11 protein-coding genes are annotated in these 13,228 nt (G+C 69.1%); 6 read left to right on the top strand and 5 right to left on the bottom strand.

Going from position 1 to position 13,228, the window contains the following annotated elements:
- Positions 1-14 precede the first annotated feature (14 nt).
- Positions 15-779: a DUF4031 domain-containing protein gene (locus tag V9G19_RS24265; RefSeq protein WP_462287952.1), complete on the top strand. Its 765-nt coding sequence runs from the start codon at positions 15-17 to the stop codon at positions 777-779.
- On the opposite strand, the gene V9G19_RS24260 is transcribed toward V9G19_RS24265, so the two are convergent.
- Genes V9G19_RS24260 through V9G19_RS24245 form a run of 4 tightly spaced genes read right to left on the bottom strand, consistent with a single transcriptional unit; the run spans position 776 to position 2,692 of the window.
- A complete protein-coding gene (locus V9G19_RS24260; RefSeq protein WP_462287951.1) occupies positions 776-1,483 on the bottom strand; it encodes a TetR/AcrR family transcriptional regulator in 708 nt (235 codons plus the stop codon). The genes V9G19_RS24265 and V9G19_RS24260 overlap by 4 nt on opposite strands.
- Entirely contained in the window at positions 1,480-1,794 is a 315-nt protein-coding gene (locus V9G19_RS24255; protein WP_462287950.1) for a sensor histidine kinase, read from the bottom strand. The genes V9G19_RS24260 and V9G19_RS24255 overlap by 4 nt, the downstream gene beginning before the upstream one ends.
- Positions 1,791-2,432, bottom strand: coding sequence for a hypothetical protein (locus V9G19_RS24250; protein ID WP_462287949.1), 642 nt, complete (start codon positions 2,430-2,432; stop codon positions 1,791-1,793). Before V9G19_RS24250 ends, V9G19_RS24255 begins: the two co-directional genes overlap by 4 nt.
- Positions 2,429-2,692 carry a hypothetical protein gene (locus V9G19_RS24245; RefSeq protein ID WP_462287948.1) on the bottom strand — a complete coding sequence of 88 codons (264 nt, stop codon included), beginning with the start codon at positions 2,690-2,692 and terminating at the stop codon, positions 2,429-2,431. The genes V9G19_RS24250 and V9G19_RS24245 overlap by 4 nt, the downstream gene beginning before the upstream one ends.
- Before the next feature lie 276 nt (positions 2,693-2,968).
- Between V9G19_RS24245 and V9G19_RS24240 the strand changes: the two genes are divergently transcribed.
- Positions 2,969-5,482: an ATP-dependent Clp protease ATP-binding subunit gene (locus V9G19_RS24240; RefSeq protein ID WP_462287947.1), complete on the top strand. Its 2,514-nt coding sequence runs from the start codon at positions 2,969-2,971 to the stop codon at positions 5,480-5,482.
- 76 nt (positions 5,483-5,558) lie between these two features.
- Here the strand turns inward: V9G19_RS24240 and V9G19_RS24235 are convergent, their stop codons facing one another.
- A complete protein-coding gene (locus tag V9G19_RS24235) occupies positions 5,559-6,179 on the bottom strand; it encodes a TetR/AcrR family transcriptional regulator (protein WP_462287946.1) in 621 nt (206 codons plus the stop codon).
- Positions 6,180-6,228: 49 nt separating this feature from the next.
- On the opposite strand from V9G19_RS24235, the gene V9G19_RS24230 reads away from it, so the two are divergent.
- The 4 genes from V9G19_RS24230 (at position 6,229) to V9G19_RS24215 (ending at position 12,281) form a co-directional block, all read left to right on the top strand.
- Complete coding sequence (locus V9G19_RS24230) at positions 6,229-7,275, top strand: hypothetical protein (protein ID WP_462287945.1); 1,047 nt, start codon at positions 6,229-6,231, stop codon at positions 7,273-7,275.
- Positions 7,276-7,547: 272 nt separating this feature from the next.
- Positions 7,548-8,078, top strand: a complete 531-nt coding sequence (locus V9G19_RS24225; RefSeq protein WP_462287944.1) for a hypothetical protein — start codon at positions 7,548-7,550, stop codon at positions 8,076-8,078.
- Between the two features lie 707 nt (positions 8,079-8,785).
- Complete coding sequence (locus V9G19_RS24220) at positions 8,786-11,932, top strand: BTAD domain-containing putative transcriptional regulator (protein WP_462287943.1); 3,147 nt, start codon at positions 8,786-8,788, stop codon at positions 11,930-11,932.
- Entirely contained in the window at positions 11,919-12,281 is a 363-nt protein-coding gene (locus tag V9G19_RS24215; protein ID WP_462287942.1) for a hypothetical protein, read from the top strand. Before V9G19_RS24220 ends, V9G19_RS24215 begins: the two co-directional genes overlap by 14 nt.
- The last annotated feature ends 947 nt before the right edge of the window (positions 12,282-13,228 follow it).

The following is a 13,228-nucleotide window of genomic DNA, read 5'->3' as shown; positions in this document are numbered from 1 at the left end:
GGCAGGATGGGCAGATGACGATCTGGATCGACCGGCCTCGCTGGCAAGCCCACGGGCGGCTGTGGTCACACCTGATCTCCGATTCGTCGTTGGCGGAACTGCACGATTTCGCTGCGCGACTGGGGATTCCGAGCCGCGGCTTCGAGGGGGATCACTACGACGTCCCCCAAGAGTGGTATGCCGCTGCCGTAGCAGCCGGCGCGCAGGTGGCGAGCAGCTCCGAGCTGATCGCCAAGCTGCTGGCCAGCGGGTTGCGGCTGCGCAAGCAGCGCGGCGAGAAGGGAGTCGCTCGAGCGCTCGGGGTGACCTTCCCCGACGGCAGCCGGGCGGATGTCGATTTGGTGCTGTCGCAGCGACATCCGCCCGACTCGGCGACCTTTGCGGCCGTCGTTTACGTCAGCGACGCCAACGGTCGGTGGGTGCTCGTCTACAGCCGCCGTCGCGACGAGTGGAGTGCACCGGGCGGGTGGCGGGAGGCGGGCGAGTCACCGGTCCATACCGCCATCCGGGAGACGTGGGAGGAGACGGGCGTGCGGCTCGATCCGGATGGGATCGAACCGGTCGGCTATGAGCGCTTCCACCCGCTGCCGGGCACCGCCTGGCCAGTCATGGGCAGCTTCTTGGCCGTCTTCCGGACTCGCCTCGACGAAGCGACGCCGCCCCTGAAAGCAGATGCGGGAGAACCCGCCAAATGGGTTGAAGTGCAGGAGCTTCGCAGCCTGGCCGAGGGCCGGTGGTGGTGGCCGCTGGCCGAGCGGATAGCCGAACGGGACGCCTAGGGAAGGACGCCCACGGGCTCCTGGAGCAGGTGCGGCACGAGCTCCAGGGCCCGCGCTCGCAGGGCATCGACGGCGTCATCCTGACCCGCCAGGTGGCGCAGCAGGGCCTGCTCGAACACGCCGTCGAGCATCGCGTATGCCGTAGGGGAGTCGACGAGCAGGGCTCGCCCGGACAGATCGGCATAGCGGCGCAGCACGCGCCAGATCATGTCCTCCAAGGTCGCGTCGATCATCAGCACGTCGGGCCGCAGGACATCCTCAAACATCGCCTGGGTGCGCAGGTCATACCACAGCCGGTGCATGGCGAAGTCCTCGGTGAGGGTCTCGCACAGCTTGTCGGCAAAGCGCGTCAGGACCTCCTCGGCGCTCGTGGCGGAGTGGATGATCTCGTCGTAGCGGGTAACGCATTGCGCCTTGTAGTAGCGCACGCAGTAGGTGATCAACTCGGTTTTGTCGGCGAAGTAGTAGTGCACCACGCCATGGCTGAACTCGGAGTTGGCGGCGATGTCGCGCAGGCTGGTCCGGGCATAACCCAACTCGCCCAGCGTGCGCAAGGCTGACTCGGCCAGCTGGTTTCGTCGCTCGGCGCTCTTGAGATCACGCGTTCGGCCGGCTCCGGTCTTGACCACCATGTGGAACAGGGTATGGCACCAGCCAAGCCATTCGGTCAAGACGGCCGACTCGGCTACCGTGCGTTTGATCACCCGGGCAGGGTGACGACGAAGGCACAGCCCGGGCCGGAGTTGGCGACGCGCACCCGGCCGTGATGAGCCTCGACGACACCCTTGACGATGGCGAGGCCGATCCCGGCGCCACGACCGGTGTGCGGCTGCGGCGTCCGTGCCGAATCGCCTTGCCAAGCAACGTCAAAGACCCGCTCAAGATCGCTGGGCGAGATGCCGCCGCAGGCGTCTCGCACCGCGAACTCGACCTCCGGCCCGATCGCCTGACCGCTCACCTCGACGACGCCGTCGGGAGGTGTATGCCGGATGGCATTGAGCAGGAGGTTGCTCACGACCCGGGATAACTCGGCCGGGTCGGCGTTGACGCGCAAACCCGGCGCCACCCGGCCGCCGAGAAGGACGCCTTCGGCACGCGCGAGCGGGTAAACCGCCGCCATCGCGTCGCTGACGACGTCGCCGAGTTCGACCGGTGCAGGGTCAGGCGCATCAGTCCGGCTTGGATGCGGGAGAACTCGAAGAGCTCGTCCACGAGGCGGACCATCCGGTCGACCTCGGCGCGGATCTGGCGGTGATACCGAGCCGGGTCGTCGGCGACTGCGCGCAGCTCGGTCGGCAGGGTCTGCGCGGCGACAAACTGACCGTTTTGACCGAAGCGGCGCGCTTCCTCACGCAGGCCCCGAGACCAGCGCCCAAGCGCGCCCGCCACGGCCAGCGCGGCCGCGAGCGCGACGACACCAGCAGTCGCGGCGACGAGAACCGCGACCGAAAAGCCATGCTGGGACAAGAACATCGCGCGCGCCGTGCCCACCATGCCCGCGACCACGGCGAGGACGGCGATGACCGCCACGAGAACCGTTAGCAGGCGCACCGAGCCGCGCGTCAGCAGCCAGGCAAGGCAAAGCCCCACGACGCCGACGGCGCCTGCCCATGCGGCGGCTGGAGTCGGGGCGGCGACGGGCAGGCGTCTCATGCGTCCGCCGTCAACACCGCGAACCACCGGCGTGCTTGCCCGGCGTCTTCGTGCGTGCCGGGCCGGGGGTGGCTGGTGATGGTGGCCGTGCGCATCCCGGCACCCCCGGCCAGCGCCGCGATGTCGTCAACCGACACGTGGGCCCACGGCAACGACGGGGAGCGGCGCCCCCGGGCGTCGTGCAGCCGGAGCAGCCGATACCCACTGCCCGTGCCCGGCGGGTCGAGATCGGCGACCACCCGCCCGGCCGGGCGAAGCACGCTGCGCAGCCGATCGAGAAGGACGATGGGGTCGCCCCCGGGCGGCTGGCGCCTAATCGCCGCGAGCGCTCGTCGACCGCCTGCTCGCTCTCGCCCAGGCAGCCCAGGGTGACGCTCTGAGCGAACGGACGCGACGGCATACGAGAATTGGAACAAGCTAGGCGCGCGGGCAGTTGATCCACACGAGATCGCCCGGCGTTCATCTGTCGTTCGACACAGGCAAACGCACAGGGGGCACAGCTACCATCGAGGGGACTCGATAGCGAGGAGAAGTCGATGTTCGAACGGTTCACGGACCGCGCGCGCCGTGTGGTCGTGCTCGCCCAGGAAGAGGCGCGCATGCTCAACCACAACTACATCGGGACCGAGCACATCCTGCTCGGCCTGATCCACGAGGGCGACGGAGTGGCCAGCAAGGCGCTGGAAAGCCTCGGCATCGAGCTGGAGAACGTCCGCGAACAGGTGCAGGAGATCATCGGGCAGGGCCAGCAGGCGCCGTCCGGGCACATCCCGTTCACCCCGCGCGCCAAGAAGGTACTCGAACTCAGCCTGCGCGAGGCGTTGCAACTCGGCCACAACTACATCGGGACCGAGCACATCCTGCTCGGCCTGATCCGCGAGGGCGAGGGCGTGGCCGCCCAGGTCCTCGTCAAGCTCGGCGCCGACCTCAACAAGGTGCGCCAGCAGGTCATCCAGCTGATCAGCGGCTACCAGGGCAAGGAGGCCCAGGCGGCCGGGGTCGGCCCGTCCAGCCAGCAGCAGGAGGGCCAGCCCGCCGGCTCGCTCGTGCTCGACCAGTTCGGCCGCAACCTGACCCAAGCCGCCCGCGAATCCAAGCTCGACCCGGTCATCGGGCGCGAGAAGGAGATCGAGCGGGTCATGCAGGTCCTTAGCCGGCGCACCAAGAACAACCCGGTGTTGATCGGCGAGCCCGGCGTCGGCAAGACCGCGGTCGTTGAGGGCCTGGCCCAGGACATCGTGCGCGGCGACGTGCCGGAGACGCTGAAGGACAAGCAGCTCTACACCCTCGACCTCGGCTCGCTGGTCGCGGGCAGCCGCTACCGCGGCGACTTCGAGGAGCGGCTGAAGAAGGTCCTGAAGGAGATCCGCACCCGCGGCGACATCATCTTGTTCATCGACGAGATCCACACCCTCGTCGGTGCCGGGGCCGCCGAGGGCGCCATCGACGCCGCCTCGATCCTCAAGCCGATGCTGGCCCGGGGCGAGCTGCAGACGATCGGCGCGACGACGCTCGACGAATACCGCAAGTACATCGAGAAGGACTCGGCGCTGGAGCGCCGCTTCCAACCGATCCAGGTCGCTGAGCCGACGCTCGCGCACACGATCGAGATCCTGAAGGGCTTGCGCGACCGCTACGAGGCCCACCACCGGGTGACGATCACCGACGCCGCCCTGGTCAGCGCCGCGAGCCTGGCCGACCGGTATGTCAACGATCGCTTCCTGCCCGACAAGGCCATCGACCTGATCGACGAGGCCGGCGCCCGGTTGCGGATCCGCCGGATGACCGCGCCGCCGGACCTGCGCGAATACGACGAGAAGATCGCCCAGGTTCGCCTGGAGAAGGAATCGGCAATCGACGGGCAGGACTTCGAAAAGGCCGCGCGGCTGCGCGACGACGAGAAGAAGCTGCTCGGCGAGAAGGCCCGCCGCGAGCAGGAGTGGAAGGCCGGCGACATGGACGTCGTCGCCGAGGTCGACGAGGAACTCGTCGCCGAGGTCCTGGCCGCGAGCACCGGCATCCCGGTGTTCAAGCTGTCCGAGGAGGAGTCCAGCCGGCTGCTCAACATGGAGGCCGAGCTGCACAAGCGCGTCGTCGGCATGAACGACGCGATCAAGGCGCTTTCCCAGGCGATCCGGCGCACCCGCGCCGGTCTGAAAGACCCGCGCCGCCCCGGCGGGTCGTTCATCTTCGCCGGGCCGACCGGTGTCGGCAAGACCGAGCTGGCCAAGACGCTGGCCGAGTTCCTCTTCGGCGACGAGGACGCGCTCATCCAGCTCGACATGTCCGAGTTCTCCGAGAAGCACACCGTCTCGCGGCTGTTCGGCTCCCCGCCCGGGTATGTCGGCTATGAAGAGGGCGGCCAGCTCACCGAGAAGGTGCGTCGCCGGCCGTTCTCCGTGGTCTTGTTCGACGAGGTCGAAAAGGCCCACCCGGAGATCTTCAACTCGCTGTTGCAGGTGTTGGAGGACGGCCGCCTGACCGACTCTCAGGGCCGGATGGTCGACTTCAAGAACACCGTCATCATCATGACGACCAACCTGGGCACCCGCGACATCGCCAAGGGCGTCTCGCTCGGCTTCTCCGCCGGGCCGGACTCGCGCAGCGACTACGAGCGGATGAAGAACAAGGTCCAGGACGAGCTGAAGAACCACTTCCGCCCGGAGTTCTTGAACCGCGTCGATGACGTCATCGTCTTCCCGCAGCTGACTCAGGACGAGATCGTTCAGATCGTCGACCTCGAGATCGCCAAGCTCGACAAGCGCCTGAAGGACAAGGACATGGGCATCGAGCTGACCCCCGCGTCCAAGCAGCTGCTGGCCAAGAAGGGCTACGACCCGGTCCTCGGTGCCCGGCCGCTGCGCCGCACGATCCAGCGCGAGATCGAGGACGCCCTGTCCGAGAAGATCCTCTACGGCGAGCTGAAGGCCGGCGAGATCGTCGTCGTTGACACCGAGGGCGAGGGCAAGGCCGAGACGTTCACGTTCACCGGCACCCCCCACCCCGGCGCCATCCAGGACCTCCCGCTGGTCGTCGCCGACGCCGAATAACCCCGATCGCCCGTACGCCGCGCCCGTCACCGACGGGCGCGGCATACGCGCGTTTGCGGGTGGGACCTTCGCTCGATTAGACGCAGAGGGCGGCCAGGCCGGCTTCCAGCCGGTCGAAAGCCTCCGTGACGATCCGCCGCCGGGTCTCCTGCTGCTCGGCAACCTCGGTGGGGGCGCCGAGCTGGAGTTGGAGCGGCAGCCGTTGGACGTGTTCCATGGTCGCGGCCACGAGGCTGGCCGCCAGGTCGGCCTGCGACAGGGAGAGGGATGCCCCGTAGGCCTGGCCGAGCAGGCCGGCAAGCTCGCGGAAGTGGGCGTGCCATCGGGTGGTGAGCACGGCGCTCTCGGCGACCACCTCCCAGAAGCGGCCCACCCTCGCCCCGATCCCGGCCAGCGGGCTGGCCGCCTCGATGAGTTCGAGTTCGTGGTCGCGGATGACGTCGGAGACTCGCCGTCCCTCTCGCCGGGCCAGGGCTTTGGTGACCAGGTCGATCTGTTCGGCGAATCTGTCGAAGAGCAGGTCCTCCTTGCGCGGGAAGTAGTTCCAGACCGTCATCTTGCCGACGTCGGCGCTCTCGGCGATGTCGGCGATCGTGACGGCGTCGAAGCCGCGCTCGAAGAACAGGTCGGTGGCGACGGCCGAGAGCAGTTCCCGTCGCTCTGCCTTCTTCCGCTCCCGGAGGGTCGTACGCGTCATGGTGGGATGGTATCCTGATTGTGATCGTCATAATATTAGGAGGGTCACAGTGCAAGCTCCTGCGGCGTCGTCATCCGGCATGTCCACCCCCCGCGAAGTCGTCCGGGCCGCCCCCACGGGCCGCTGGCGTCCCGTGGCGGCCCTCCTGCTGCTCGCGCCGTTCGTGGCGGAACTGCTGCTCGGCGATTTCGCCCTGCCGATGGCGGGGATGATCGTGGTGATGCTGCCGATGTATGGCGGCGGGTCGCTGCTGATCCGGGAGGTCGCCGTCCGGCGCGGGCTCGGCCTGATCGGCATCCTCCTGTTGGGGCTTGCCTACGGCCTCGTCGAGGAGGGATTGGTCACGCAATCGCTCTTCGACCCGTCGTATGCCGATGCCGACCTGCTGTCCCAGGCACCCCTTCACTTCCTCGGCATGGGGGCCGCGTGGACCGTGCTCGTGCTCTCGCTCCACGCGTTCTGGTCAATCGCAACGCCCATCGCCGTGGTTACCAGTGCCGCCCGGCCGCAGTTGCGCTCGCCCTGGCTGGGCAGAGTCGGGCTCGCGGTGACGGGCGTGGGGTTGGTTGGCGGCTGCGTGCTGATGGGAGCGTTCAGCCGGACGAGTTCCGCGTACCGGGACAGCGTCGCCCAGGTGGCGGTCACCGTCGTCGCCGCGGCGATCGTCACGGCCATTGCCCTCCTGCGACGTGCGCCGCTGCCTCGTGCGGGCTCGGTGCCTCCGCCCTGGGCGCTCGGGGTCGTGACCGCAGTCCTCGGATCTGCCGTCGTCCTGTGGGCGCCCCGGCTCGACGGCTGGTGGTCGGTGCTGGTCGTAGTCGCGGCGGTGGCCGCGTTCCTCCTCCCGGCAGCGACGTGCGAGCGCCGGCAAGGCCTCGGTCGTGCCCACGTCCTCGCCGCGGCAGCGGGAGCCATGGCTGCCTACGCGGCGCACGCCTTCGCCAATCCGGCCCTGGTCGGCGATGCCTCGCCGGGACTCGACCGGATCGGCGACATCGTGTACGCCCTCGTGGCTGGCGCGATCGTCGTCCTCGCCTGGGCTCTCGCACGGCGGTGGCCGGCCACGTCGTGGCGGCCGGAGCGCGGCCTGGTGTAGCGAGGTCGCCCGGGGCGGACATAAGCTGGCCTGCCGGTGATGCGCCTCCGATCGGATGCGTGGTTCGAGCCGTTCGTGCTCCAGCATTACCCCGCGGTGCTCGCCTGTTGCCGTGGCTCTACCCGGAGCCGTCCTCCGCGCTGAACTGCCAAACCGGGGAGAGCAGCGCTTCGTTAAGTTAAGCAGGCGTTAAGCGGGTGTGCCGATACTCGGCCACGCACGCCCGATTCGCGGTGTGCGTCCGAAAGGACCGCCAGCACAGGAGGAAGTCCATGTCCCGTCGACAGCTCGCCACCGTCATGGCCACGTCTGCGCTCACCCTCGGTGTGTGCGCACCCATCGCCCAAGCCGCAGCCCCCGACCCGGCCGCCACGGCCCGGCTCAGCGGCACCTTCTCGGTGAGCGGGACGGTCACCCAAAGCGTGAACGGGGATCCCGTGGGTATGCACTGGGTCCGTCCGTTCCGCTTCACTCCGACCTGCACCTCGGGCAGCTGCGCGACCCGGCTGACGCGAACGCGTGGCGACGGGGTGGTCGTCAAGTACCTGCTCAACCCGAACAGCACCGGGACCTACACGGGCACCCACAAGTATGTGGCCTCGTGCTTCCTCAGCGGCGGGGGCACGGTCCCGAAGGCCTACACCTACACCGAGACGACGACCATCACCCAAAAGCGCGTCGTGGCCGGGAGTATCGCGACCTTCACCGGGACGCTAAGGTTAAGCGCGAAGCCGACCGCAATCGGGCAGGCGCACAACTGCCGGCCGGGGAACGAAACCATCGCGCTGTCCGGCAAACGCTGACCTGACCACGATCCGGCGATCGAGCGCTGCTTAAGCGACCGGCGCCACTTTGCAGCCAGTCGGCTCCATGGTGGCGTCCTCGCGAGGCTCCTCGTCGCGGTCGCTCTGGGGTCGACGCGACGGTGTTAAGCCGCTCTTAAGCGCCGGCCGCAATGGTCGGGGTCAGCGGGCACCGCGACGGCGCCGCACCGCACGGAAGGCCCGGTATGTCCCACCCATTCCGCCCGCGCCGCGGGTCTGCTTATCTCGTCCTCACCGCTGCTGGAGCGGGCATTCTCGGGATCACCGGTTGCGGGGGAGGCGATTCGGGAACGCCCACCTCCGGCTCGCCGTTGGTCAGCACCGCGGCTGCTGGAGTCCTACACAGGCACCACGAAGTACCAGGGCGGCTGCAACTTCGAGACGGAACCGTCATCGCCAAGGGCTTCACCTACCCCGAGACTGCAAAGCTCACGCAGAAGAGGGTCGCTTCCGGCGCCGTCGCCACCTTCACCGGCACCATGCGGCTGACTTCCAGCCCACCGCGATCGGTCAGTCCCACGGCTGCCGGGCCGGCAGCATGACGATTTCCCTGTCCGGCCGGCGCTGATCAGGCACACCGTCGCATGGCGCTGGCAAGTCCCGCACTTATCGGGCATCGTGAGGCCTCCGGCCAGGTTGGGTTCGCGCCACCTCTCGCTCCCAGCCCCATCCGGCTAGGATCGCCCATGCACGTCGTCTTCCGCGCGCTCGGCCCGGTCGGGGTCGAGTGCGGGGGAACGGCGCTGGCGCTGCGGCCGATGGAGCAGAATCTGCTCGCCGTGCTGCTGGCTCGGTCCCGGCATTGGGCGTCCACCGACGATCTCCTCGACACGTTGTGGCCGGGCCAGCCTGCGCGCAATGCGACGAATTCGCTTCGGGTGCACGCGCATCGGCTTCGGGGTCAGTTCCGTGAGGTCGGCCGTCACCGGCTGGTCACCGAGGACGCCGGCTACCGCCTCGTCGTCGAGCAGGGCGAACTCGACCTGGCGACGTTTGAGTCCGCCGAGCGCCGGGCGAGGGCGGCGTGGCCCGGGGATGCGGCATACGCGGTGGGGGTGCTGCGGGAGGCGCTCGACTTGTGGCGGGGCGAGCCGTTCGCGGACATCGAGGCGACGTTTGCGCGCGACGCGGCGCGGCGCCTGACCGTGGTGCGCGAGGGAATTGTGACCACGCTCGCCGAGATCGAGCTGGCGCAGGGCAACCACCGGGCGATCCGGACCGAGACCGACGACTGGGCCCTTGAATTCCCCTGGTCGGAGCAGCTGGCCCGGGCACAGGTGCTCGCCCACTACCGCTGTGGCGGCGTGGAGGGAGCAACCCGTCGACACGGGGCGTTCACCCGGCGGTTGCGGACCGAGCTCGGCGTGGAGGCGAGCGCCGACTTCCGCCGCCTCCTCGTCGACATCCTCAACCAGGCACCCCACCTCGCCGCGCCCGACCCGGGCGTGGCGACGCCACGGGCCCCGCGGCGGGCACCCCCCGGGCGCGCGACCCAGGCTGGCGCGGTAGCAGCCGACGCCGGCGAGCGCCGAGGAATCGTCGCGGTCGTGGCGCCCGGAGGGTTTGGCAAGTCGACCCTGCTCGCTCACCTGGTCGAGACGCGGCCGGGCTGGCACGCCACCCGGCAGTTGCCCACGCTCGATTGGTATGAGCGACTCCTCGTTACCGCGACGGCAGTGTCGCCCAAACCAGTGATCGGGCAGAGCGTCCATTTACGCCTGGCCCACGCGGTGTTCGGTGCGTGCCAGGACCAGAACGTCGCGGTCCTGGCGGTCGACGACGCAGACGTGATGGGCCCCGACGCGATCAAGGTGCTAGCCGCCTTCGCCGGTATGCCGCAGCGGCCCGGCCTCGTGTTGACCTCCCGCTCCCGGGAGGACCTGGATGCGATCGTGCGTTGCGGTCTGGACATCGACGCCGTGGTCGGATTGCCGGCTTTGCCGGACGACGACGCACGGACCGCCGTCCGCGATCTCCTCCCCGAGGGCGTGGCCGACGACGTTATCGAAGCGATCGTCGCCCGATCGGAGGGCCACCCGCTGTTGCTGACCGCGCTGAGCCGGCATATCGCCGCGGGCGGAGCGCCGGAGGCGGTGCCCGAGAGCGTGACGACGTATGTGCGCTCCCTGCTGCAGTCGCTCAGCGCTGGCCAACGCCGGTTGGCGACCCTCGCCGCGCTCGACAATTCGCCGGTCGTGGACCCGGTCGCTCTGGTCGCGCTCGTCGAGCGGCCGAACGACGACGTGCTCAACGATCTCGAAGCGTTGGTTGCCGCCGGGCTGCTGTGCGACGCTGCGGGCGAAATAAGCTTCCGGCACAAAGTATTCCAGGACGCCACTCGGAAGGCGCTCTCCCCGGTGCGACGCCGTGCCGCGCATGCCGACTTCGCCCGCTGGTTGGAGCCGCAAACACTGCCGGGTGCCGATCTGGCGCAGCTGCGCCGGCTGATCCACCACCTCACTCTATCGGGGGACGAAGGCCTAGCGGCCACCAGTGCGCGCTGGCTGGCGACCGAGGCCGACGTCTTGCTCCGGTCGGGCCGGGTCATTGAGGCCGCGCAAGGCTACGAACTGGCCGCGACGCGTTCGGCGGAACATGGCGGAGACGAGCGAACGATCCTGGACTGGCGGCTGACGGCCAGCGCCGCCCGCTCCAGCGCCGGCCACATCGACGAGGCGGTGGAGACCGCGTGGCGCGCGGTGCCGCTCGCTCGTCGGCTCGGCGCAAGGGAGTTCGCGCGGACTGCGGTGCTGACAGCGGGCCCGTGGTTTCGCCACGGCGAGCAGCAAAGCCGCGCCGAACAGATGTTGCGGGACGCGCTCACCCAGCTACCGCCCGAGGACGCGCCTTCGCGGGTCGCGGTCTTGGAGGCACTGCTGCGGATGCTGCACCTCAGTCAGACCCCGCAGACCGAGACGTTCATCGAGGATGCCACCGACGAACTCGCAGCGGTGGCCGCCAGCGCCCACACGGCCGATGTGCGCGCGCTCGCGGTCACCGGGCTGACCCATGCCGCCTCCCGCAAGCCAGAGGGGCGGCAGTTCCGGTGGCAGTTGTCGGCGCAGCTGGTGCGGCTGACCGCCGGCCTGGGCGGGGAGCGGCACCTGGCTGCGCTGGACCTGCACCTGCGGTCTCTGTTGGACGGGGGCCCCGCCGAGGCGCTCCCCGCGACGTTGGCAACCTATCGACTGCTTGCCGAGCGGGAGGGTGCCACCCGCCACCAATGGTGGGCGGCAATGGCCGGGCGGGCGTTGGCCGCCGTCGTCGGTGACGAGGACGCCGTCGAGCGCCTCGGCGCCGAGGCGGAGTCGCTCAGCCTGGCGGTCGACGGTGATACCGTCGCCCAAGTCGACCTGGAATGGTCTCTCGCCCAGCTGATTCGGGGACGTCCAGCCCCCGCACTCGACCGGCTCGTGGTCGACGGGCACGAGGCAACCGGGGCGCCACTGATCACCCTCATTTCCTATGCCGCGGGCTCCCTCCGCGGGGAGTCTTGCCCCCAGGACATTGCCACCGGCTGGCGCGCCTCCTGCCTCGGCCACCGCTCGGTGTTCGCCACGTTGATGCTGACGATCGCCTTGCGCACCATGCGTGACGAGTTGCTGCGCGCCGATCTGGCCGGCGAGGGCCTGCCGTTCCTGTTGCCGACCACGGCGGGGCTGGCCACCGGGACCGGCTGCGGCATCTTCGGAGCCAATGCGCACTTCGCCGCCGACCTGCTCCGGATGGGCGGCCGCGACGCGGAAGCGGCCGCAGTCCAGTACGTCGGCGACGACGTCATCGACCGCTATACAACCGCTATTCGAAAGGAATCACGCTATGCCCTGCAGTGACACCGAACGGAACAAGTGCCTCTACATCACCCAGGCGTTGACGATTGCTGGTCACGACGCCACGCGTGCGGACAAATTCCGCGCCGCGCTGACGGCGGGCGGTGACGACTTGGCCGAGGTGATCGGACAGCTCGTCGGTCTCGATGACGAGGGCAAAGAGCTTGTGCGGCAGCGGATTCGTGACCTCCCAGACGACGAGGTGATGTTCTTCGACGCCTTCCGAGCCATCGCGAGCGACCCCGCGCACCCCGTTCTGGTCGTGACCTTGGGGCTAGCGGCCTCGTCCTCGTTGACGCCGCACCCGCTGGGCGAGCCCGGGGATGCCTACCTCTGGCTCTCCCTGAGGTGAACGAGTAGTTGCCCCAGGGGGCAACGGGATCACAAGGCTGCGCGCCAGTCGCGGGGGACGATGACGCGAGTGTCGGAGCCGGTCATGATCGTGCGGATCGGGTCGCCGGTGGCCGAGTCCAGGACGGCCACCTGGGGCGGGAGCCCGATGGGATCGACGCCATTGCGGGCGACGAATTTGGTGCCGTCCGGCGACCAGATGGGTGCGCGGTGACGTAGTCCCAGTCTTCGCCCTCCGAGAGGTGAGTAATTGCTCCCGTGCGGACGTCCATCCGGGCCAAGTCCCACCACTCGGAGCCAGAGATGTCCAGCTCGCTATAGGCAAGTAATTGCCCGTGGGGTCGAACTCGGGCATCTGACCGTGTTGCACGGTCAGGAGAACGGCGGCGTCGCTCACGCGCACGATGTCCGTGTCCGTGTTGGCGTGCCCGTTGTAGCAGTCGTAGGACGCGGCGATTCTGCCGCCCCTGGGCGCCCAGTCGACGTCGTTGTAGATGCGCTCCTCCGCGCACCTGGGATCGTCGTCTTCGGCCGTCTTGTTCGACAGCAAGACGCGGCCGGTCGCGCCGGCGCGGACTGGGGTGATGGCGATCCCGCCGCGACCGACGAAGGCGAGCCGGGTGGCGTCGGGTGACCAGCTCGGGTTGCGCCCGGGGCCGATCTTGACTTCGCCGCCGCCGGCGGTGTTGCGGACGAAGAGATATGCGTTGCCGTCGGTGAGCTTGCGGCTGTAGGCGATTCGCTTCCCGTCGGGGGAGAACACAGCGTCGATGATGTGGCCGGTGGTGGTCAGCCGGCGCAGGTTGGTGCCGTCGGGTTTGACGAGCGCCCCGGCATACGGAATGGGGCGATCACCCCATCGGCGGTGCTGGTGTGGCACCTGATCTCATTCGGGTTCTTCGGCCGCGGGGTTGACACGCCCGGGGTGGTTCAGCATACTTCCGCTCG

This window comes from Nostocoides sp. (assembly GCF_037045025.1).
Taxonomy (GTDB): domain Bacteria; phylum Actinomycetota; class Actinomycetes; order Actinomycetales; family Dermatophilaceae; genus Nostocoides_A.
The sequence above is the reverse complement of the archived record's forward strand: the minus strand, read 5'-3'. Positions and strand labels throughout refer to the sequence as shown.